Consider the following 21,293-nt stretch of genomic DNA (forward strand, 5'->3'; position numbering starts at 1 on the left):
ATGCTATTAATCGAGTCGTTTGGACTTGTCCATCGAAGACGGGACGAATGGCGATCGCGGGAGAAATCTGATGGGAGTTAGTGCCGATAAACTTTTGAGCTTGGTGGATAATCCTCAGAGGTTCACCTTCAGTGCGGAGGATTTGCGCGAGGCGCAGGTGGCTGCGTTGGACGAGCGGTTCCAGGAGCGAAAGGATCGGATAAAGCTGCTGAGCCTGCGTGCCCGTGACGCCGCGATCGATAAGGTGAAGTCCATTGCCGACATCGTCCCGCTGCTGTTTCCGCACACGGCATACAAGTCCTATCCGGAGAGCTTCCTCATGGAGGAGCGCTGGGACAAGCTGACCAAGTGGCTCGGTACGATTTCGCCCTATCCGATCGAAGGTATGGACCTTGCCGGCATCGAGGGGATCGACGAATGGATCGAGCGGCTGGCGGCTCTGGGCCACTTCATCTCGTGCTCAAGCGGAACCACCGGGAAGTCAGCCATGCTGATCGCCTCGCGGAAGGATATGGACTGGTCGAAGGTAGACACGGTCAATGTCTTCGCCTGGGGTTCGGGCGTGACGCCGTCGCAGGATAGGGTGATCGTAGGCTGCGCCCCGGTGGCGACCGTGCCGAAGAATGCCACGATCGCACAGGCGCAGTACGAGGCTTTCGCGGATCCTTCCGCACCGCGTTGGCATTATCCGGTGCCGCCGATCACCGTCGGTTCGCTGACCTCGATGGTCGTCATGCGCAAGAAGATCGCTGACGGCACTGCCCGTCCCGATGAGATAGCCGCCTTTGAGGAAACCTCGGCAAATCGCGCCAAGGCCGTGGCCGACGCTATCCCGGCCACTGCGCAGTTCATCATCGATAACCGTCATCGCAAGCTCCAGCTATCGGGCCTGTGGAGCGGGCTCTGGCAAGTTGCCAAAGCTGTGCGTGATGCGGGCTACGGCCGTGAGGATTTTGATCCGGACAATTCAATCTACGTCGGTGGTGGATTGAAGCGCGCGCAACTTCCTGATGATTATCAGGACTATGTCTTCGATACCTTCAACATTCCCGAGGATCGCCACTTCCAGAACTATTCCATGCAGGAGCTCAATTCCGGGATGCCGAAGTGCCGGGAGGGCGGGCGCTATCACGTACCGCCATGGGTCGTGCCGGTGTTGCTCGACAAGTCCGGTGACAATCTTGCGGAAGCCGCGCTCGATTATCGCGCGGGAGAGCGGGAAGGCCGCGCCGCGTTCTTCGATCTCTCGCTTGATGGGCGCTGGGGCGGGGTGATCACGGGTGACAGGATTTCGCTCGATTACGGCACTTGCGCCTGCGGCAACCACGGCCCTTCGATCCGGGACGACATCGCGCGCTATGCGGATCTGGAAGGCGACGACAAGATCGGCTGCGCGGGTACCGTCGACGCTTACGTGCGAGGTGTGGCATGAACTCCGTCTCTGAAGTCACTGAAACTCAGGAAATCGTCTCCGCTCCGTTCTTTCTTCGCGGAGAGGTGTTGCATGGCACGGAGGTGATCCAGACGTCTCGCGATCTGGGCGTGACTTTCGCTACGCCCCGGATACCGTTCGATCGCGCGGTGCCACCCCGCAGCGAAGTGCCGCCGCTGCTGAACGTGCCGCTGGCGGAGATCGTCGATTTGCTGGTCGAGACCGGCCAGCGCCTGACAGCCTCTGACAACGACCATATGCAGCAGTGCATTGAGAGGATGTGTCGCACCCATATCCTGCCGCGCGCCGTGGTGGAGAACACCGCGCGCCATGCTGCCGCCTATCTCGACAAGCGCGTGCTCCTGGCGGAAGTCGAACAGAACTTCCCCGACCCGCGCGCTCTGGATGAATGGGTGCCGAAGGAGGACTTCACCGGTCGCAAGAGCTTCGTGCGGGCTTTTGCGCCGCGCCTCATCCATGTCCTGCCGGGCAACTCGCCGGGCGTGGCGGTGAAGTCGGTGGCGCAGGGCGCGATGGTCAAGGGCGTAAACCTGTTCAAGATGAGCAGCGCCGACCCCTTCACCATGGTCGCCATCCTGCGGACGATGGCGGATATCGATGCGAACCATCCGATCGTGCGGTCCATGTCTGCGGTCTATTGGCGTGGCGGGGACGACGCGACCGAGCGCGTGCTTTACCGTCCGCAGTATTTCGACAAGATCGTCGCCTGGGGCGGTGGTGATGCAATAAACAACGTTATCAAATATATAGGTCCGGGATTTCAGCTCGTTTCCTTCGACCCGAAAACCTCTATCTCGTTCATCGGCCGCGAAGCGCTTGCGGACGAGGAAATCCTGGATCGGGTTGCGGATCTGTGCTCGACGGATGTCATGACGTTGAACCAGGAGGCTTGCGTCGCCAGCCGCTTCCAGTTCGTGGAGGGCGGGCAAGCGGAAGTGGATCGCTTCTGCGAGCGTCTGTACCACCACATCGCGCGTCGTGCGGCCGAAAGCGGCGATGTCCGCCCGCTCGATCGCGACATGCGCGAAGCGGTCGATACCATGGTGCTGATGGATGACGACTATGGCGTTTGGGGGCGAACGGACGGCAAGGGCCTGGTCATCCGCTCCGAGGAGCCGGTCGATTTTCACCCGATCAACAAGACCGCGAATGTCGTTCGCGTCGATAGTCTGGACGATGCCGTGAAGTGGATCAACGTCGCCACGCAAACGGTAGGCTTCTATCCGTTCGATCGCATGGCGGAATATCGGGACCGGCTGGCTGCCGGTGGAGCCCAGCGCGTGGTTCATCTGGGAGAGGCGGGGCCGTCCACGATCGGCAATCCGCATGACGCGATGTACCCGCTGCATCGCTTCGTTCACTGGATGGCGCACGAGGATGGCCGATTGGGATAGCAGGCCGGGTTAGCAGGCCGTTTTGGGCGGTTCATATCGCCCTCGCGGATAGCGGGGCGGGCTGCTTGCCTGCCTCGCAGCTTCCTTTAGTCAGAATGGCAAGGTGCGGAGGTGGGGCGGAAGCCTCGGCCGCACGGAAAGCTGAAGGACTGAAACTACCATGGCCGTTGAAATCCTGCTCCCGAAAATCGGTTTCTCCATGCAAGAAGGCCAGGTGGCCGAATGGCTGATCGCGGATGGCGCGGCAGTCAATGAAGGCGAGCCCCTGTTTTCGCTTGAGGCGGACAAGTCCACCAACGAGGTCGAGGCGCCGGCATCGGGAACGCTGCGGATCGTTGCCGCCGTGGGCGAAACCTATGAAGTCGGCACGGTGCTCGGCTATATCGAATAAGCGGGCGGAATAAGGGAATGGCAGGCGGGGGAAGAGGCTGGACAGGCCTCCTCCCGAAGTCCAGATTGGCGTCCATGCGCAAAAACCTGCCCACCGCTTTTGCGGCTCTCGCCCTCGCTGTTTCTGCCGGTGCCGCCCACGCCGCCTTGCCGGTAGGTGCGAAGGCGCCCGCCTTCTCCACGCAGGGCGCCAAGGGCGGTAAGGTCCTGGCATTCGATCTCAAGGCTGCGTTGAAGAAGGGGCCGGTCGTCCTCTACTTCTATCCCAAGGCCTTTACCCAGGGCTGCACGCTCGAAGCGCACGCCTTCGCCGATGCGACGGACGATTTCGCCAAGCTCGGAGCGAGCGTCGTCGGCATGTCAGCCGACGATCTGCCAACGCTTCAGAAGTTCTCGACCGAGGCCTGTCGGGACAAGTTCGCGGTCGCCGTCGCCACGCCGGCCATCACCAAGGCCTATGACGTCGCCTTGAAACGGCAGGGCGTCCCAGCTGGCATGACCGACCGCACCAGCTACGTCATCGCGCAGGATGGCCGAATCGTGATGGTCCACTCGGAACTCGACTATCGCGATCATGTGAAGCTCACGCTTGAGGCCGTGAAGAAGCTCAAAGGCTGACAGGCGGTACAGGGTGGGGGCAGGGTGCACTTCCTGCCTTGAACAAGTGCCGCCTTGGCGGGTAGAAGCGCCGTTTCCCCGCGCGAGATTTCGCGCGTGCTTTACATATGCCGTCGCTGCGCTATGCGCGCGCTGTCGCTTCTTGGGAGTTTCAAGTCATGCGTGCCGAAGGGCAGGCCCACATTGCGCGTATCGAAAAGGCCCTCGCGCTGGTCCGCAAGTTCCTCGACTGGGACCGCGCCTTGCGCCGGTTCGACGAGTTGAACGCGCGCGTCGAAGACCCCACGCTCTGGGATAAACCCAAGGAAGCCGAAGCGGTCATGAAGGAACGCCGCCGTCTGGAAGCGGCGATCAGCGCCGTGAACGACATCGGCCGCGAGATGCAGGACGCCGTCGAGTTCGTGGAACTGGGCGAGATGGAAGGCGACGAGGATACCATCAACGAAGGTATCGCCGCGCTCGCCGCTCTGGCCGACCGTGCAGACCAGGACAAGGTCACCGCGCTGCTCTCCGGAGAGGCGGACGCCAACGACACCTACCTCGAAGTCCATGCCGGCGCCGGCGGCACCGAAAGCCAGGACTGGGCCGAGATGCTCCAGCGCATGTACACGCGCTGGGCGGAGCGTCACGGCTACAAGGTCGAACTGGTGGACTATCACGCCGGTGAAGCCGCGGGCATCAAGAGCTGCACCCTGCTGATCAAGGGTGAGAACGCCTACGGCTATGCCAAGACCGAAAGCGGCGTCCATCGCCTGGTCCGCATCAGCCCCTACGACAGCTCCGCGCGCCGCCACACCAGCTTCTCGTCGGTCTGGGTCTACCCGGTGATCGACGACAGCTTCGAGATCGACATCAATCCGGCGGACCTGAAGATCGATACCTATCGCGCTTCGGGCGCGGGCGGTCAGCACGTCAACACCACCGACTCGGCGGTGCGCATCACCCACGGTCCTTCGGGCATCGTCGTGGCGAGCCAGATCGACCGTTCGCAGCACAAGAACCGCGAAATCGCGATGGGCATGCTCAAGGCGCGACTCTTCGAGGAAGAGATGCGCAAGCGCGAAGAAGCGGCCAGCGCGGAACACGCCAGCAAGAGCGACATCGGCTGGGGTCACCAGATCCGTTCCTATGTGCTTCAGCCCTATCAGCAGGTGAAGGACTTGCGCACCGGCGTGGTCTCCACCGCTCCGGGTGACGTTTTGGACGGGGCCCTGGATCCCTTCATGGCCGCCGCGCTTTCGCAGCGTGTGACGGGCGAGAAGGTCGAAGTGGAAGACGTCGACTGACGTCGCGCAAGGCTCTCCGCCGGGCAGGACTTTGCCAAGCGGGGGGCGAACCGCTAAAGGGCCGCATGCGCTTGTCCTTCCGCCTTCCCTGTCGTACCGGCGCGTTAGCGTCGATGCTGGCGATCGGCTTGACGCTTGGCGCCTGCCATCGCGAGCCGGTGGACGAATCGCGTCCCGAGAGCGCCCGTGCCTTTCCCGTGGCGGACCGGCCGGTTTCGCGAACGCCCGACGGTGCGGTCGGCAGCGAGGTTCAGCGCGACAGTCTGAACGAGGCGCAGGTCGTCATGGACCTTGCCAAGATCGAGCCCGGCATGAGCGTGGCGGATCTCGGCGCCGGCGAGGGGTATTACACGGTTCGCCTGGCCCAGCGCGTAGGGACTAAGGGGCGCGTGCTGGCCGAAGACATCGATCGCGAGGCGAACGAACGGCTGGGCAATCGCGTCATGCGCGAGGAACTCGAAAACGTTTCGATCAAGCTGGGCACGCCGGACGATCCCAAGCTGCCGGAAAACAGCTTCGACCGGGTCTTCCTGGTGCACATGTACCACGAAGTCACCGAGCCATATGCGTTCCTCTGGCACTTGCGCCCCGCCCTGCGCGATAAGGGGCGCGTAGTGGTGGTCGACGTCGATCGCGCCAGCGACAGCCACGGCATTCCGCCGCAACTGCTTTTCTGCGAATTTGCGTCCATGGGCTTTCGCTTGACGGAATTTGTCCGTAAGCCGGAACTCCAAGGCTACTACGCACAGTTCGAGGCCGCCGGTCCGAGGCCGGAGCCGGAAAACATCGTACCTTGCCGGATATCCGGCAACACCATGACGCAAAAGTAGTGCGTCAGTAGCACAGGGCGTATACAGGGCCGCTGAACCAGCGCGCCTTGCGCCGGGGGAAAGACGAAAGAGAAGATGGGTTTCAAGGGTCTCAAGCCGATTGTCTATGGTGGACGCGAAGTCTGGCCGCTCGTCGAGGGCGGCAAGGGCGTTGCCGCGACCAATCACATGAGCTCGGGCGCCTGGGCTGCGGCCGGGGGCATCGGCACGGTCAGCGCCGTGAATGCCGACAGCTACGATGCCGAGGGCAAGATCGTCCCGCAGGTCTACAATGCCCTGACGCGCAAGGAACGACACCAGGAACTGATCGACTACGCCATCGACGGCGCGGTGGAACAGGTTCGCCGGGCCTACGAAATCTCGAACGGCCAGGGCGCGATCAACATCAACGTCCTTTGGGAAATGGGCGGCGCCCAGACCATCCTCGAGGGCGTGCTGGAGCAGACCCGCGGCATGGTGACGGGTGTCACCTGCGGCGCAGGCATGCCCTACAAGCTGTCCGAGATCGCCGCGCGCTTCAACGTCAACTACCTGCCCATCGTCAGCTCCGGCCGCGCGTTCCGCGCGCTGTGGAAGCGCGCCTATCACAAGGTACCCGATCTACTGGGCGCGGTGGTCTACGAGGATCCCTGGCTGGCCGGTGGCCATAACGGCCTGTCGAACGCCGAAGATCCGCTCAAGCCGGAAGATCCCTATCCCCGCGTCAAGGCGCTGCGCGACACGATGCGGGCCGAAGGCATTGCCGACAGCGTGCCGATCGTCATGGCGGGCGGCGTGTGGTTCCTGCGCGACTGGGAAAACTGGATCGACAATCCGGAACTCGGTTCGATCGCCTTCCAATACGGCACGCGTCCGCTGCTGACGCATGAAAGTCCTATCCCGCAGGCGTGGAAGGACCATCTTCGTACGCTGGAACCGGGCGATGTGCTGCTGCACCGTTTCTCGCCGACCGGCTTTTATTCCTCGGCCGTGCGCAATCCGTTCCTGCGCAATCTCGAAGCGCGTTCGGAGCGCCAGATTCCCTACTCGAAGGTCGAGGCCGGAGAGCACACCGTGCGTCTCGACGTCGGCGTGAAGGGCAAGAACTTCTGGGTCGCCCCGAAGGATCTCGATCGCGCCCGTTCGTGGTCCGCTCAGGGTTTCACCGATGGTCTGCGCACGCCCGACGACACGATCATTTTCGTGAATCCGCCTGAGCGTGATGAAATCCGCAAGGACCAGGCAGACTGCATGGGCTGCCTGTCGCACTGCGGATTCTCGTCGTGGAAGGACCATGACGATTACACGACCGGTCGTCTTGCCGATCCGCGCAGCTTCTGCATCCAGAAGACGCTTCAGGACATCGCCCATGGCGGCCCTATCGACGAGAACCTGATGTTTGCGGGCCACGCCGCATACAAGTTCAAGCAGGATCCGTTCTACTCCAACGGCTTTACGCCGACGGTTAAGGAACTGGTCGATCGTATCCTGACCGGCGACTGATCGCGAGAACATCGCAGTTAATGAAAAGGGCGGCCCGCAAGGCCGCCCTTTTTCGTGCCTCTCTTAGTGGTCTGCTATTCTGCGGTTTGCCGAGCGTCTGCGGGAAGGGCGCGGCAGATGCAATCGCGTCCGGAGCGCTTCGCCTCGTAAAGCGCCTCGTCTGCGAGGTGCAGCGCGGCTTCGATATCCTCGCCGTTCCAGCAGCACAGGCCTGCCGAGAACGTGATAGGGCGCCCCTCCACCGTCCCGATCGGTTCCTCGCGCATGCGTGCAGCGATACGGGCAAGCGTCCAGTCCGCCTCGTCTTCTATGCATTCATGGAAAAGGATGGCGAACTCCTCGCCACCCCAGCGGGCAACCATGTCGGCGCGGCGGATCTGCGAGGAAAGCCGGTCCGCGAAGGCGCAGAGCACACGGTCGCCTTCGTCGTGGCCGAGCTTGTCGTTGACCTGCTTGAAGAAGTCGATGTCGACGATGGCGACGCAACCTCGGCGCTGGTCGCCCGGCAAGGCGTCGAGCTTTTCCAGAAAGCCGCGTCGATTGGCGATTCCGGTCAGCGGGTCTTCAAGCGCCGCGATGGTGAGGTCTTCCATCTGCGCGCGCGTGGCCGTGGCGGCGCGGTGAACGCCGGCGTAGAGTGTCTGGATCACGTCGCCCACCTCGGGAAGGGCGGTGCCGTCCTCGTCGCTGTGATTGAGGGCGTCGGCTAGGGCGTGGATCGGGTTCAGCAAGGCGCCAATGCCGAACAGCGCCAAACCCGTGCCGATCACCGTCGCCAGAGTGAGAAGCACGAATTCGAAAAGCGCTATTCGTCCGGTCGACAGCCCCCAGGCGCAATAGCCGAGCAAGGGAAGGTGCGTTGCGACAAAGCAGAGGGCGAACAACCTCAGTCGCAGCGATCGCGGAAAGATAAAGGACGTCGCAAGGTAGAACTGCATAGGCATCCCCGTTCCTATTGGATTTGCCGGGAAAATTGGCGGCGTCCGTAAACGGTTCCTTAAAAAACCTCGTTAATTTGCGTACGCAAGGTGAGTCGTGCGCGTGTCATGATCGGCCGTGTCACACTGTTCGCAGTGCACACATGAAAAAGGCGAGGGCCGAAATGACCCTCGCCTCAATCGATTTCATCGAGCTTGTCGCCCTTGGACGATTCTCAGGCGGCGCGCACTGCATTGCCGGCGCTAAGCACGGCGCGGACACTGGCGGTGGCCACGTCCTCGTCGATGCCGACGCCCCAGACGACGCGGCCGTCCGGCGTCACGCATTCGACGTAGGCAGCGGCGCGGGCATCGGTGTGCTTGCCCATCGAGTGCTCGGCATAGTCGCGCACGTCGAGGGTGACGCCGAAGCTCTCCGCCAGCGTGGCGGCGACCGAGGATATCAACCCGTTGCCCCGGCCTGAAACCGATTGTTCCTTGCCGTCCACGCCGATCTTGCCGGCGAAGACGCGGGTGCCGTCGGCGGCCTTGGCCTCTTCCCAGTCGATCAACTGGAAATGCTGCGGATCGTCGATGCGGTAGGCTTTGCGGAACACGTCCCAGATATCCGCCGCCTGGAGTTCACGGCCCAGCTCGTCCGCCAGTTCCTGAACGTGCTTCGAGAAATGCGCCTGCATCCGCTTGGGCAGCTTCAGGCCTTGGTCCTGCTCGATCACCCAGGCGAACCCGCCCTTGCCGGACTGCGAATTGACGCGGATCACCGCCTCGTAGTCGCGGCCCAGGTCGGCCGGATCGATCGGCAGATAGGGCACGGCCCAGATTTCGTCGTTGCGCTTTTCCTGCGCGGCGAAGCCCTTCTTGATCGCATCCTGATGGCTGCCGGAAAACGCGGTGAACACCAGTTCGCCGCCGTAGGGGTGGCGTTCCGCGACCTTGAGCTGGTTGCAGTATTCGACGGTCTGGATCACCTCGTCGATGTCCGAGAAGTCGAGGCCGGGCGAGACGCCCTGCGTGTACATGTTCATCGCCACGGTAACGAGGCAGCAATTGCCGGTGCGCTCGCCATTGCCGAACAGGCAGCCCTCGACGCGATCGGCGCCGGCCATCAGCCCCAGCTCGGCGGCGGCGACGCCGGTGCCGCGATCGTTATGGGTGTGCAGCGAGATTACCGCCGATTCGCGGTTCGGCAGGTTGCGGCAGAAATACTCGATCTGGTCGGCATAGACGTTGGGCGTTGCCGCCTCGACCGTGGCCGGCAGGTTGAGAATGATCGGGTTTTCCGGCGTCGGCTGGAGAATGTCCATCACCGCCTCGCAGACCTCGATCGAGAAATCGAGTTCGGCAGTCGAAAACGTTTCGGGCGAGTATTCGAATTGCCATTTGGTGCCCGGATACTTCGCCGCCTGGTCGCGCAGGATCTTGGCGCCGCCCGTCGCGATGCCCTTGATCTCGTGCTTTTCCATGCCGAACACGACATTGCGCCACAGCGGCGACACCGCGTTGTAGAGGTGGACGATCGCGGCGTGAACGCCTTCCAGGCTCTCGAAAGAGCGGGTGATCAGGTCTTCGCGCGACTGGGTCAGCACCTGGACCAACACATCTTCCGGGATACGGTCGTCCTTGACCAGACCGTTGATGAAGTCGAACTCGGTCGCACCCGCGCTAGGGAAGCCGACTTCGATTTCCTTGAGGCCGACCTTGACCAGCAGGTCGAAGAAGCGGTTCTTCTTTTCCGCGCCCATCGGGTCGATCAGCGCTTGGTTGCCGTCGCGCAAATCGGTGGAGAGCCAGCGCGGCGCCTTGGTGATGACCTGCGAGGGCCACTGGCGATTCGGCAGGTCGATCTGCGGGAAGGGGCGGTACTTGACCGAGGGGTCTTGCAGCATGGTCATGGGTAATCTCGCTCGGAAAAAACTTCTTCGATTTAAAGGCTTGCCGGTCCAGATCAGGCCGGTCTTTCCGGGTCCCCTTGAGCGCCGAGCGCGCCGCAGGACCGACGCGTCACCTCACGCCCAAGGGCGGGTAAGTCGCAGGGTAAGGCCTAGAAGAAGGTTCATTGCGGCAGCCTATGCGCATTCGGGAACCTGATGTAAAGCGAAAAGGGCCCCGTTCTTGCGCGGCATGCTGCGACGCGCGCAAGGATATTGCCGATCAGCTGCCGGCGGGGGGAACCCGATCGAGGAACAGCCGATCGAGCACGCTCCATGGCAACATCCAGAACACCGCGACGAGCGCGGCACAGGCGATCCCGAGCCAGGGAGACGCGAAAGTCAGCGGAATGCCGAGGGCGTATACGGCCGAGGCCGCAAGCCCCTTGCGGTGCGAGGCCTTGTGGTAGCGGCGGCTGGCCACCGTCTGCGTGCCCGTAGCCGCCACCCGCCCTTGCAGCAGAACGTAGGCGAGGGCGGGCGTCAGCATCGTCACCAGATAGAGCAGCGTCGCCTCGCGGCTGAAGTGATGCTCGCCGAGGTAGGCGGTGGAGAAGGGGATCAGCGACAGGGTGAAAAGCAGCAGCATGTTCGACCACAGCAAACCGCTCGTCACCACGCGGGCATGGCCGAGCAGGCGGTGATGGTTCACCCAATAGATCGCAACATAAGCATAGCTGAGCACATAGGCGATGAAGATCGGCCAAAGTGGCCAGAGCGCCGTCAACCCCTCGGCCACGGGCGTCTTCAGTTCCAGCACCATGATGGTGATGATGATCGCCAGTACGCCGTCCGAGAACGCCTCCACGCGGGTAAGGCTGTCTTCGCGCGCGATGTCGCCTTGTTCTGTCATCCGGGGCCCCTGCTACGATCCAGCTGTTACGATCCAGCAACGACGCTTGGCGGAGAGGGGCGCCCGGATCAAGCGGTCAGGTGCAGTTGAAGCCCTTGATATTGCCATTATCGTCGACCTGTACGTTCAGGCGATCGGGCCGGTAGTCCATCGTAACGGCCATGCCGGGCTTGATCACCCGCATCGGCTTGTCGCCGCGCCACGCGGTGATCTTGGCGATCACTTCGTCGCTGGCGGGCTGGCCTACATAGGAAGCCAGTTGGTCCGCGCCGCAGCTGGGCTCCATCGAAGGCGGGGGAGGCGTTTCAGCCACGTTGTCGTTCCCGGTGCTGGAGCAGGCCGAAAGGGCGACGATCGCCGCCACCAGCGTGAGGGCAGGCGCGAGACGCGTGGTCAGTCTGTTGGTCATGCCGATCTCCTGTCGTGATGTCACGGCGCCGTTCTTGGGCCGGAACCCTGAACGGCGCCTGAGAGAGCCTTACTGCTTTTCGAAGGCGGCGTTGATGACCAGCACGGTCTCGTCGGAGACCATCGGGACGTATTTCGTCACGCCGAATTCCGAGCGCTTGATGAGCGCGCGTCCGATGAAGCCGATCGAATCCTTCTTGCTCATCGGGTTCTGCGCGGCGCCGAAGAATCGGGCCATTATCGTGACCGGCTTGCTGACGCCGTGCAGCGTGAGGGTGCCGTCGATCGAGGCGGAATCCGGTCCACGCGGCGTGACCGAGGAGGCGACGAAGGTGGCGGTGGGGAACTTGGCGGCGTCCAGCCAGTCGGCGCTGCGCAGTTCTTCGGTGAGCTTGTCGCTGGTGGTCTGGACCGAGGTGACCGGAACGGTGACGCTGAGCTTGGTCGCGGACAGCTTGGCGGGGTCCAGGGTCAGCGAACCGCTACCGCCCGAGAAAGTGCCGGCGAAAGGCGAGATGCCCATGTGCGAGACGCTGAAGGTGACTTGGGTGTGGGCAGGCTCGATGACGTAAGTGCCGGCCTTGACGTCGGCCGGGGTTCCCGAGCCGCGCAGCATTTCCATGCGCTCACGACCACCGCCCCCACCACTACCGGGCCCGCCCGGACCGGGCTGGGCGATGACGGGAGCGGCCAGGGCGGCGGCGGCAAGGATGAGAGCGATAGGCGTGGCGCGCATGGGTCTGCTCCAAAGAAAAGAGGCGGCGCATTTCTGCGCCGCCTCTCCAATTCCGTCAAACGCGAAAATGCGTCAGGGAAATCAGTTTCTTGTTCAGTTCTTCGCCTTGTCCACCAGGGCGTTGGCGCCGATCCAGGGCATCATGGCGCGCAGCTTCGAGCCGGTCTCCTCGATCGGGTGACGCTTGGCGGCGATGCGCGAGGCCTTCAGTTCCGGCTGGCCGGCGCGGTTGTCGAGCACGAAGTCCTTCACGAAACGGCCCGACTGGATGTCTTCCAGAACGCGCTTCATTTCCTTCTTGGTCTCTTCGGTGATGATGCGCGGACCGGTCTTGATGTCGCCGTATTCGGCGGTGTTCGAGATCGAGTAGCGCATGTTGGCGATGCCGCCTTCATACATCAGGTCGACGATCAGCTTCAGCTCGTGGAGGCATTCGAAATAGGCCATTTCCGGCGCGTAGCCGGCTTCCACCAGCGTTTCGAAGCCGGCCTGGACCAGCGCGGTGGTGCCGCCGCAGAGCACGGCCTGCTCACCGAACAGGTCGGTTTCGCATTCTTCGCGGAAGTTGGTCTCGATGATGCCCGAACGGCCGCCGCCGACGCCCGAAGCGTAAGCAAGCGCGACGTCCTGTGCATTGCCGGTCACGTCCTGGTGGATCGCGACGAGGCACGGCACGCCGCCACCCTTGACGTATTCGCCGCGAACGGTGTGACCCGGGCCCTTCGGCGCGATCATGATCACGTCGATGTCGGCGCGGGGTTCGATCAGGCCGAAGTGGACGTTGAGGCCGTGGGCGAAGGCCAGCGCCGCGCCGGGCTTCAGGTTCTCATGGATGTCGGCGGCGTAGATCGCGGCCTGGTGCTCGTCGGGCGCCAGGATCATCAGCACGTCGGCCCATGCGGCCGCTTCGGCGTTGGCGAGCACCTTGAAGCCGGCGCCTTCGGCCTTCTTGGCGGACGGCGAACCCGGACGAAGCGCGATGGCGACTTCCTTGACACCCGAGTCGCGCAGGTTCTGCGCGTGGGCGTGGCCCTGGCTGCCGTAGCCGAGGATCGCGACCTTCTTCTCGGTGATCAGGTTGATGTCGCAATCGGCGTCGTAATAGACCTTCATTTGTCTTTCCTTATTCGTCATCCCGGACGTGCTTGCCCTCGCGAAGGCGGGGGATCCGGGATCGGTGCCTGTCTTTAGGCCGGGCTTGTCCGAGAAGTGGGTGGGCCCGGCCAGCGGTCCCGGATCGGGTCCGGGACGACGGATTCGTTATTAAGCTTCGTGCGGCCCGCGGATCATCGCGACGATCCCGGTACGGCCGACTTCGACGAGGCCGAGGTCGCGCATCAGCTGCACGAACGTATCGATCTTGTCCGGCGCGCCGGTCAGTTCGAAGATGAAGCTGCCGGTGGTCGTGTCCACCGCCTTGGCGCGGAAAATGTCGGCCAGACGCAGCGCCTCGACGCGCTTTTCGCCCAGGCCCGCCACCTTGATGAGCGCCAGTTCGCGCGCGACGTGGGGGCCTACCTCGGTCAGGTCAACCACCTTGTGCACCGGCACCAGGCGTTCGAGCTGGGCGTGGATCTGGTCGATCTGGCTCGGCGGGCCGTGGGTAACGATGGTGATCCGGCTCACCGCGTGGTTCTCGGTGATGTCGGCCACGGTAAGGCTGTCGATGTTGTAGCCGCGCGCAGTGAACAGGCCGGCGATCTTGGCGAGAATGCCCGCTTCGTTATCGACGGTGATGGTGAGGACGTGGCGTTCCTCGGCCTCTTGCTTGATGTGCATCATGATATGTCTTTCGGATCCTGCGCGCGTTCTCAGACCAGAGCCTTGGCTTCGTCGTCCATGGTGCCGGCCACGGTGTCGCCGTAGAGGATCATTTCGGTATGTGCGGCGCCCGAGGGGATCATCGGGAAGCAGTTCGATTCCTTGGCGACCAGGCAGTCGACGATGACGGGGCCGTCGTAGTCGATCATTTCCTGGATGCCGGCATCGAGCTGGCTTTCGTTCTCGATACGGATGCCCTTCCAGCCATAGGCCTCGGCCAGCTTCACGAAGTCCGGCAGGCTTTCCGAATAGGACTGCGAGAAGCGGCTCTCGTAAGTCAGCTCCTGCCACTGGCGAACCATGCCCATCCACTCGTTGTTGAGGATGAAGATCTTCACCGGCAGGCGATACTGGGTGGCGGTGCCCAGTTCCTGGATGTTCATCTGGATCGAGGCGTCGCCGGCGATATCGATGACCAGGCTGTCCGGGTTGCCAAGCTGCGCGCCGATGGCGGCGGGCAGGCCGTAGCCCATCGTGCCGAGACCGCCCGAGGTCAGCCACTTGTTGGGGCCGAAGAAGTGGAAATACTGGGCTGCCCACATCTGATGCTGGCCGACTTCGGTCGAGATGACGGGGTCTTTGTCCTTGGTCAGTTCGAACAGGCGCTGCACCGCGAGCTGCGGCATGATGGCCTTGTCCGAGAGCGGGAAGGAGAGGCTCTTCTTCCCGCGCCAGCCTTCGACGCGGGTCTTCCACGCGGAAATGTCCTGGCCCTTGCGTTCGCCCCAGAGCGTCAGGATCTGGTCGAGCACGGTGGCGCAGTCGCCGATGATCGGCAGGTCGACGCGCACCGTCTTGTTGATCGAGGCGCGGTCGATGTCGATGTGGATCTTCTTCGAGTTCGGCGCGAAAGCGTCGAGGCGGCCGGTAACGCGGTCGTCGAAGCGGGCACCGACGCAGACGATCAGGTCGGCCTGGTTCATCGCGAAGTTGGCTTCGTACGTGCCGTGCATGCCCAGCATGCCCAGCCAGTCCGGATGATCGGCGGGGAAGGCGCCGAGGCCCATCAGCGTCGAGGTAACGGGCGCGCCGATCTTTTCCTGAAGCTCGCGCAGCAGGGCGGTGGCGCGGGGGCCCGAATTGATGACGCCGCCGCCGGTGTAGAACACCGGCGCCTTGGCACGGGCGATCATCTCGACGGCCTGCGCGATTTCGTCAGCGGTGCCTTCCGTGCGCGGGGAATAGCGCTGGCGGCGCTGGGCGGGCGCATCGTTCCAGGCTGCGCTGGCGATCTGGACGTCCTTGGGGATGTCGATCAGCACCGGACCGGGACGGCCGGAGGTGGCGATCTGGAACGCCTCGTCGATGATGCCGGCCAGCTCGGCCGGGTCTTTCACCAAGTAATTATGCTTAGTGCAGTGGCGCGAGATACCGACCGTGTCCGCTTCCTGGAAAGCGTCGGAGCCGATCAGTGCCGTGGGGACCTGTCCGGTGATGACGACCAGCGGGATCGAATCCATGAAGGCGTCGGCAATACCGGTGATGGCATTGGTCGCGCCCGGACCGGAGGTGACGAGCACGACGCCGGGCTTGCCGGTGGAACGCGCATAACCTTCGGCGGCATGTGCCGCGCCGGCTTCGTGACGGACCAGGATGTGCCGAAGTCGCTCGTCGCCGAATAGAGCATCGTAGATCGGTAGCACGGCACCGCCGGGATAGCCGAATACGAATTCGACTCCCTGCTTGACCAGGCTTTCGACCAGGATGTTCGCGCCGCTGCGCTCTTCAGTCACAACACATTCCTTTACCGATTCGTGGGCGTTTCCCGAGAGAAGGGCTGCCCTTCGAATATTGCGCGCCGTTTGCAGTGCGCATTACCAAAAAACCACAATCCGCCTTGCGGCGAACTATAATGAAACCGACCCGACACAGCAGGTGCCATGCCGGGTCCTCCCTCTCCTACCCGCATACTTTCATCAGCGGGTGAGGGGGCTCTAAGGGGACGAAAATATTACGTCAACCCCATAATATGAAATAATCTATCTCTCAGTGATTTTTCGTCGAAATATTCGAACTCGATCCTTGTCCAATCTTGCGGAGGCTGATGGCGCAGCCAGGTGAACTGGCGCTTGGCGTAGTTGCGGGTCGCCTGCGATCCACGCGCGATAGCATCCTCCAGCGAGGTTTCGCCGCGCAGCACCCCAGCCAGTTCCGGAACGCCGATGGCGCGCATGACGGGCAGGTCCGGATCGAGTTCGCGGGCAAGAAGATTTTTCACTTCGGCCATCGCGCCGCGTTCCATCATGCGCTGGAACCGCAGGTCGCAGCGACGATAGAGGCCCTGGCGTTCCGGAAGCAGGATGGCGGCTCGAACCGAGACGTCGGAGCCAATGCCGCCGCTGGTCCGGGCCTGCCAATAGCCGATCGACTGCCCGGTGGAGCGCACGACTTCCAGCGCGCGGGCGATGCGCGTGCTATCCGCCGGGGCGAGCCGCGCCGCGCGCTCGGGATCTTCCGCCTGTAGCGCCGCGTAGGCCTGGCCGACGGGCAGGGCGCGCACCGCCTCCCGCACTTCGGGGGCGATTTCAGGGACGGGGGCGATGCCGTCCAGCAAGGTGCGTATGTAAAGGCCGGTGCCGCCGACCAGCACCGGGACGGCACCCTCGGCATGGATCGCGCCGATCGTTTCGCGGGCCGCGCGGGCCCATTCGGCGGCGGAGCAGGTCTGTGCCCCGTCCCAGGCGCCGAACAGGCGGTGGTCGATGCCGCCCATCTCTTCTGCCGTGGGCCGGGCGCTCAGCACGGTGAGATCGGCGTAGACCTGCGAACTGTCGGCATTGACGATCACGGCCCGGCGGCCGCGCCGTTCCAGTTCCTGCGCCAGGGCCACGGCACAATCGCTCTTGCCGCTGGCGGTCGGCCCTGCAATGAGCGCGAGCGGTGGCTTTTCGCGGCCACTAGTGGAATTTTCATACGCAGCTTCAAGGGAATTCGCAGTGCTCATTGCGCGGCTGATAGCAGAACCGGACCACCTCTCGGCAAGAATCGATGCGGCTAGGGCCGAAATGCATGAAGCCGGCGTGCGTCTTGCGTCGGCGGCGATGCTCGATTTCTGCGAAACCACCATGCAGATCGCCTCTCCGGACGAAGATGCCGCCGCGCTGCGCCAGGCATTGGACGACCATTTCGCGCCGACCGACGGCCTGGTCTGCGATCATGAGCCGACGATTCCCAAGCTTTTCATCTCCGACATGGATTCGACCATGATCGGTCAGGAATGTATCGACGAACTGGGTGATTTCGCGGGCCTCAAGGAGCGTATCGCGGAAATCACCGAGCGCGCGATGCAGGGCGAACTCGATTTCGAGGAAGCCCTTCGCGAGCGCGTGGGCCTGCTCAAGGGGCTCTCGATCGATGCCATCGAGGAATGCCTCGCCAGCCGCATCAGGCCAATGCCCGGCGCGCGCACGCTGGTGGAAACGCTCAAGAAATTCGGCTGCCGTACCGTGCTTGTGACGGGCGGCTTCCATCACTTCGCCGATCCGGTAGCGGCGCAGCTCGGCTTCGAATTCGTCGTCGGCAACCGGCTGGAGGTAGAGGACGGCAAGCTGACCGGCGGCCTTGCCGGGCCCATCGTCGACAGTTCGGTAAAGAAGGCGACCTTGCTCGCCGAAGTGGCTGCGCTGGGCGAAGACGTCACCAGCCTTGCCACGGGTGACGGCGCCAACGATATTCCCATGCTGGAAGCGGCGACTTACGGTATCGCCTACCATGCCAAGCCGAAGGCGCGCGCGGCGGCCAATGGCTGGATCGACCGGGGCGATCTCACCAGCGTCCTGAGGCTGCTGGGCATCGACGAGCAGGAATGGGTCCGCGCATAGGGGAAGGCGATAGCGATGGCCGGACGAGAAACTGCTTTCCTGAACCGGCTGTCGCACCCCCGCTATCTGCTGTTTCTGGTGATATTCCTGCTGGCGCCGTGGCCGCTGCTGTCATGGCTGAAGCCGGTCGAGGCCGTCGTGACCGCGTTCGATCTCGCCGTCATCGCCATCGTCGCATCCTGTCTCCCGCTCTGGCTGGACGGCAATCCCGACGTCATGCGCCGCCAGGCCAAGCGCGACGACGTGGGACAGGTGGTACTGCTGCTACTGACCGCGCTGATCACGTCCGTGATCCTTGCGGCGCTGGGCACTCTGGTGCTCGACAACAAGAACCTTCGCGTGGGCGAGATTGCGCTGCTGGTGGTCACTCTGCTGGCCTGTTGGACTTTTGCCAACCTGATCTACGCCTTCCATTATGCGCGGCTCTATTACACGTCGCATGAAAGCGGCGATTACAAGGGTCTCGACTTTCCAGGCGGTTGCGTGCCCGACTTCGCGGACTTCGTGAACTTTGCCTTCGTGATCGGCATGACCTGCCAGACGGCCGATATCGAGATCACCGATTCCGCGATGCGGCGTATTTCGACCTTTCACGGCCTTTTCGCTTTTGCCTTCAACCTCGGTATCCTGGCGCTGACCGTGAATGTGCTGGCGTCGTCTACGGGCGGCGGCTGAACAGACCAGAAGAGGGCACCAACAAAAAAGGGCGCCCGCTGGGGGCGCCCTTTCGATTTCGCGTCAGGTGGTAAGCGAGTCAGGCTTCCATCCAGTCCTTGAAGAAGGCCTCGTTGGCTTCCCTCAGCGCGGAGACTTCGTTGCCCGCAACCTTGGTGCCCGCGACCGTGCCGATGCGAACCGCGCCGGGAAGTTCCGTGCCGGCGGGCGCGGTGACGACGTAGCGGCTCTGGTCTTCGCCAAAGGCTTCGGCGGTGTTCAGTTCCACTTCGAGATTGCAGCCGATGCCGCTGGCAAGGGCCATCTCGGCAAGGGCGACGAGCAGGCCGCCATCGCTCACGTCATGAACGGCGGTAACCTTGCCGGCATTGATCCAGTCGCGGATCAGGGCGCCGTTCTCAGCTTCCAGCTTGAGATCGACCTGGGGCGCGTCGCCCGCTTCCTGGCCGGCGATCTCGCGCAGCCAAAGCGATTGGCCGAGGTGCGAGCCGCTTCCGCCGAGCACAAAGATCTCGTCTCCGGCGTTCTTGAAGGCCACGGTCGCCATCTTCTCGTGATCAGTAAGGATGCCGACGCCGCCGATAGCCGGGGTGGGCAGAATGGCAGAGCCGCCACCCGTGGCCTTCGATTCGTTGTAGAGCGAGACGTTGCCCGAAACGATCGGATAGTCGAGCGCGCGGCAGGCATCGCCCATGCCGTTCAGGCAGCCGACGATCTGTGCCATGATCTCTGGGCGCTGCGGGTTCGCGAAGTTCAGGCAGTTGGTGATGGCGAGCGGAAGGCCGCCCACGGCGCTGATGTTGCGATAGGTCTCGGCCACGGCCTGCTTGCCGCCTTCATAGGGGTCGGCATAGCAATAGCGCGGTGAGCAGTCGGTGCTGATCGCCAGCGCTTTGGGCGTATTGTGGATGCGCACCACGGCCGCGTCGCCGCCGGACTTCTGCATCGTGTCACCGCCGACCTGGCTGTCGTACTGCTCCCAGATCCACTTGCGCGAGGCGAGGTCCACCGTGCCCATCAGCTTGAGCAGGTCGGCACCCACGTCGGCGCTTTCCGCCACGTCGCCGAGGGCCGGAACCTTTGCCCAGGCCTTGTATTCCTCAGGCGAAACGTAGGGACGCTCGTATTCCGGTGCGTCGTCGGCCAGCGGGCCGAGCGGAATGTCGCAGACCACTTCGCCGTTGAATTCGAGAACCATGTGGCCGGTGTCGGTCACTTCGCCGATCACCGCGAAGTCCAGTTCCCACTTCTTGAAGATCGCCTCGGCCATCGGCTCCTTGCCGGGCTGGAGCACCATGAGCATGCGCTCCTGGCTTTCCGAGAGCATCATCTCGTAGGGCGTCATTGCCTCTTCGCGGCAGGGCACCTTGTTCATGTTCAGGCGAATGCCGGCACCGCCCTTGCTGGCCATTTCGACCGACGAGGAGGTGAGGCCGGCCGCGCCCATGTCCTGGATCGCGACGATGGCGTCGGTGGCCATGAGTTCGAGGCAGGCCTCGATCAACAGCTTCTCGGTGAAAGGGTCGCCCACCTGCACGGTCGGGCGCTTTTCCTCGGACTTCTCGTCGAAGTCGGCCGAGGCCATGGTGGCGCCGTGGATGCCGTCGCGGCCGGTCTTCGAACCGACGTAGACGATCGGGTTGCCGAGGCCCGTGGCGGCCGAGTAGAAGATCTTGTCCGTCTCGGCGACGCCCACGGTCATGGCGTTGACGAGGATGTTGCCGTCGTAGGCCTTGTGGAAGTTCGTCTCGCCGCCGACGGTGGGCACGCCCACGCAGTTGCCGTAGGAGCCGATGCCTTCGACCACGCCCTGCACCAGGTGCTTCATCTTGGGGTGATCCGGGCGGCCGAAGCGCAGCGCGTTCATGTTGGCGACCGGGCGAGCGCCCATGGTGAAGACGTCGCGCAGGATGCCGCCGACGCCGGTGGCGGCGCCCTGGAACGGCTCGATGTAGCTGGGGTGGTTGTGGCTTTCCATCTTGAAGATGGCGGCCTGTCCATCGCCGATGTCGATCACGCCGGCGTTCTCGCCCGGGCCGCAGATCACCCAGGGGGCCTTGGTCGGCAGCTTCTTCAGGTGGAAGCGGCTCGACTTGTACGAGCAGTGCTCGGACCACATGACCGAGAAGATGCCGAGCTCAACCAGGTTGGGCTCTCGGCCGAGCGCGTTCAGGACCCGCTCGTATTCCTCGGAATTGAGGCCGTGGGCCTCGACGACATCGGGAGTGATTTCGGACATGCGACGCGCCTTAGCGCCGAGTTGGGCGCTTCGCTAGAGCGAAAACGAGCGGATTTCGCTGCAATGGCCCCGGCGCTTTATGGGCGGCGGTCCAGTCCCGCCTTGACCGGTGAACGCGCCCGCTCCATTGCGGTGATCATGACTGAGAACAGTGCCGAAATCGCTCGCCCTGAAATCGATGGGATGAGCTTCGAAGATGCGCTGCGCGCGCTTGAAGACGTGGTGCGCCGTCTCGAAAGCGGGGACGTGCCGCTGGACGATTCGATCACGCTCTACGAACGCGGAGAGGCGCTGCGTCAGCATTGCCAGAAGCGGCTCGATGCCGCCCAGGCGCGGATCGAACGCATCGTTGCGGGGCCGGACGGTGCGCCTTCGGCAACGCAGCCGTTCGATGCGGCGGATCGCTGATTCGTGGGTGAGG

General features: G+C 63.4%; 20 protein-coding genes. 10 read left to right on the top strand and 10 right to left on the bottom strand.

All coding sequences use genetic code 11. The features are described from left to right. The first annotated feature begins 103 nt into the window (after window positions 1-103). From RT424_RS18360 to RT424_RS18390, 7 genes are all read left to right on the top strand, one after another. On the top strand, window positions 104-1,432 hold the full coding sequence (locus tag RT424_RS18360; RefSeq protein ID WP_313441150.1) for a hypothetical protein: 1,329 nt from the start codon (window positions 104-106) through the stop codon (window positions 1,430-1,432). Then, window positions 1,429-2,847: an acyl-CoA reductase gene (locus RT424_RS18365; RefSeq protein WP_313441152.1), complete on the top strand. Its 1,419-nt coding sequence runs from the start codon at window positions 1,429-1,431 to the stop codon at window positions 2,845-2,847. Before RT424_RS18360 ends, RT424_RS18365 begins: the two co-directional genes overlap by 4 nt. Before the next feature lie 160 nt (window positions 2,848-3,007). After that, complete coding sequence (locus RT424_RS18370) at window positions 3,008-3,238, top strand: lipoyl domain-containing protein (RefSeq protein ID WP_313441154.1); 231 nt, start codon at window positions 3,008-3,010, stop codon at window positions 3,236-3,238. A gap of 74 nt (window positions 3,239-3,312) precedes the next feature. Next, window positions 3,313-3,855 (top strand): peroxiredoxin, encoded by a 543-nt coding sequence (locus RT424_RS18375; protein ID WP_313441156.1) that lies wholly within the window; start codon window positions 3,313-3,315, stop codon window positions 3,853-3,855. Window positions 3,856-4,013: 158 nt separating this feature from the next. Next, on the top strand, window positions 4,014-5,141 hold the full coding sequence (prfB, locus tag RT424_RS18380; RefSeq protein WP_313441158.1) for a peptide chain release factor 2: 1,128 nt from the start codon (window positions 4,014-4,016) through the stop codon (window positions 5,139-5,141). Window positions 5,142-5,206: 65 nt separating this feature from the next. Beyond that, window positions 5,207-5,971, top strand: coding sequence for a class I SAM-dependent methyltransferase (locus tag RT424_RS18385; protein WP_313441160.1), 765 nt, complete (start codon window positions 5,207-5,209; stop codon window positions 5,969-5,971). A gap of 75 nt (window positions 5,972-6,046) precedes the next feature. Next, window positions 6,047-7,453 (top strand): nitronate monooxygenase, encoded by a 1,407-nt coding sequence (locus RT424_RS18390; protein WP_313441162.1) that lies wholly within the window; start codon window positions 6,047-6,049, stop codon window positions 7,451-7,453. Window positions 7,454-7,527: 74 nt separating this feature from the next. Here RT424_RS18390 and RT424_RS18395 read toward each other — a convergent pair whose 3' ends face one another. The 9 genes from RT424_RS18395 to miaA all read right to left on the bottom strand — a co-directional run bounded on the left by RT424_RS18395 (window position 7,528) and on the right by miaA (window position 17,081). Then, a complete protein-coding gene (locus RT424_RS18395; RefSeq protein WP_313441164.1) occupies window positions 7,528-8,391 on the bottom strand; it encodes a diguanylate cyclase domain-containing protein in 864 nt (287 codons plus the stop codon). Window positions 8,392-8,606: 215 nt separating this feature from the next. After that, entirely contained in the window at window positions 8,607-10,283 is a 1,677-nt protein-coding gene (leuA, locus tag RT424_RS18400) for a 2-isopropylmalate synthase (protein WP_313441166.1), read from the bottom strand. Between the two features lie 259 nt (window positions 10,284-10,542). After that, complete coding sequence (locus RT424_RS18405) at window positions 10,543-11,172, bottom strand: TMEM175 family protein (protein WP_313441168.1); 630 nt, start codon at window positions 11,170-11,172, stop codon at window positions 10,543-10,545. 76 nt (window positions 11,173-11,248) lie between these two features. Then, on the bottom strand, window positions 11,249-11,581 hold the full coding sequence (locus RT424_RS18410; protein WP_313441170.1) for an I78 family peptidase inhibitor: 333 nt from the start codon (window positions 11,579-11,581) through the stop codon (window positions 11,249-11,251). Between the two features lie 69 nt (window positions 11,582-11,650). Beyond that, window positions 11,651-12,316 (bottom strand): YceI family protein, encoded by a 666-nt coding sequence (locus RT424_RS18415; protein WP_313441172.1) that lies wholly within the window; start codon window positions 12,314-12,316, stop codon window positions 11,651-11,653. Window positions 12,317-12,409: 93 nt separating this feature from the next. Then, window positions 12,410-13,429, bottom strand: coding sequence for a ketol-acid reductoisomerase (gene ilvC / locus RT424_RS18420; protein ID WP_054441697.1), 1,020 nt, complete (start codon window positions 13,427-13,429; stop codon window positions 12,410-12,412). Between the two features lie 150 nt (window positions 13,430-13,579). Further along, on the bottom strand, window positions 13,580-14,098 hold the full coding sequence (gene ilvN / locus RT424_RS18425) for an acetolactate synthase small subunit (protein WP_054441698.1): 519 nt from the start codon (window positions 14,096-14,098) through the stop codon (window positions 13,580-13,582). Between the two features lie 29 nt (window positions 14,099-14,127). After that, entirely contained in the window at window positions 14,128-15,870 is a 1,743-nt protein-coding gene (gene ilvB, locus RT424_RS18430; protein WP_313441178.1) for a biosynthetic-type acetolactate synthase large subunit, read from the bottom strand. Between the two features lie 218 nt (window positions 15,871-16,088). Next, window positions 16,089-17,081, bottom strand: coding sequence for a tRNA (adenosine(37)-N6)-dimethylallyltransferase MiaA (miaA, locus tag RT424_RS18435; RefSeq protein WP_313441180.1), 993 nt, complete (start codon window positions 17,079-17,081; stop codon window positions 16,089-16,091). Between miaA and serB the strand changes: the two genes are divergently transcribed. Both serB and RT424_RS18445 read left to right on the top strand, forming a co-directional pair. Then, window positions 17,074-17,958 carry a phosphoserine phosphatase SerB gene (gene serB / locus RT424_RS18440; protein ID WP_409521538.1) on the top strand — a complete coding sequence of 295 codons (885 nt, stop codon included), beginning with the start codon at window positions 17,074-17,076 and terminating at the stop codon, window positions 17,956-17,958. The genes miaA and serB overlap by 8 nt on opposite strands. A gap of 15 nt (window positions 17,959-17,973) precedes the next feature. After that, on the top strand, window positions 17,974-18,633 hold the full coding sequence (locus tag RT424_RS18445; RefSeq protein ID WP_313441184.1) for a DUF1345 domain-containing protein: 660 nt from the start codon (window positions 17,974-17,976) through the stop codon (window positions 18,631-18,633). Between the two features lie 79 nt (window positions 18,634-18,712). Here the strand turns inward: RT424_RS18445 and purL are convergent, their stop codons facing one another. Beyond that, a complete protein-coding gene (gene purL, locus RT424_RS18450) occupies window positions 18,713-20,872 on the bottom strand; it encodes a phosphoribosylformylglycinamidine synthase subunit PurL (RefSeq protein ID WP_313441186.1) in 2,160 nt (719 codons plus the stop codon). A 138-nt stretch (window positions 20,873-21,010) separates the two neighbouring features. Here purL and RT424_RS18455 point away from each other — a divergent pair, with 138 nt between their 5' ends. After that, complete coding sequence (locus tag RT424_RS18455) at window positions 21,011-21,280, top strand: exodeoxyribonuclease VII small subunit (protein WP_313441188.1); 270 nt, start codon at window positions 21,011-21,013, stop codon at window positions 21,278-21,280. The last annotated feature ends 13 nt before the right edge of the window (window positions 21,281-21,293 follow it).

Source organism: Novosphingobium sp., from assembly GCF_032093395.1.
Lineage (GTDB): Bacteria > Pseudomonadota > Alphaproteobacteria > Sphingomonadales > Sphingomonadaceae > Novosphingobium.

Bases quoted from the DNA above. Each gene is read 5' to 3' on its own strand.
- RT424_RS18365 (WP_313441152.1), top strand. From the start codon at position 1,429: ATGAACTCCGTCTCTGAAGTCACTGAAACTCAGGAAATCGTCTCCGCT.
- RT424_RS18370 (WP_313441154.1), top strand. From the start codon at position 3,008: ATGGCCGTTGAAATCCTGCTCCCGAAAATCGGTTTCTCCATGCAAGAA.
- RT424_RS18375 (WP_313441156.1), top strand. From the start codon at position 3,313: ATGCGCAAAAACCTGCCCACCGCTTTTGCGGCTCTCGCCCTCGCTGTT.
- prfB (WP_313441158.1), top strand. From the start codon at position 4,014: ATGCGTGCCGAAGGGCAGGCCCACATTGCGCGTATCGAAAAGGCCCTC.
- RT424_RS18385 (WP_313441160.1), top strand. From the start codon at position 5,207: ATGCGCTTGTCCTTCCGCCTTCCCTGTCGTACCGGCGCGTTAGCGTCG.
- RT424_RS18390 (WP_313441162.1), top strand. From the start codon at position 6,047: ATGGGTTTCAAGGGTCTCAAGCCGATTGTCTATGGTGGACGCGAAGTC.
- RT424_RS18395 (WP_313441164.1), bottom strand. From the start codon at position 8,391: ATGCAGTTCTACCTTGCGACGTCCTTTATCTTTCCGCGATCGCTGCGA.
- leuA (WP_313441166.1), bottom strand. From the start codon at position 10,283: ATGACCATGCTGCAAGACCCCTCGGTCAAGTACCGCCCCTTCCCGCAG.
- RT424_RS18405 (WP_313441168.1), bottom strand. From the start codon at position 11,172: ATGACAGAACAAGGCGACATCGCGCGCGAAGACAGCCTTACCCGCGTG.
- RT424_RS18410 (WP_313441170.1), bottom strand. From the start codon at position 11,581: ATGACCAACAGACTGACCACGCGTCTCGCGCCTGCCCTCACGCTGGTG.
- RT424_RS18415 (WP_313441172.1), bottom strand. From the start codon at position 12,316: ATGCGCGCCACGCCTATCGCTCTCATCCTTGCCGCCGCCGCCCTGGCC.
- ilvC (WP_054441697.1), bottom strand. From the start codon at position 13,429: ATGAAGGTCTATTACGACGCCGATTGCGACATCAACCTGATCACCGAG.
- ilvN (WP_054441698.1), bottom strand. From the start codon at position 14,098: ATGATGCACATCAAGCAAGAGGCCGAGGAACGCCACGTCCTCACCATC.
- miaA (WP_313441180.1), bottom strand. From the start codon at position 17,081: ATGAGCACTGCGAATTCCCTTGAAGCTGCGTATGAAAATTCCACTAGT.
- RT424_RS18445 (WP_313441184.1), top strand. From the start codon at position 17,974: ATGGCCGGACGAGAAACTGCTTTCCTGAACCGGCTGTCGCACCCCCGC.
- purL (WP_313441186.1), bottom strand. From the start codon at position 20,872: ATGTCCGAAATCACTCCCGATGTCGTCGAGGCCCACGGCCTCAATTCC.
- RT424_RS18455 (WP_313441188.1), top strand. From the start codon at position 21,011: ATGACTGAGAACAGTGCCGAAATCGCTCGCCCTGAAATCGATGGGATG.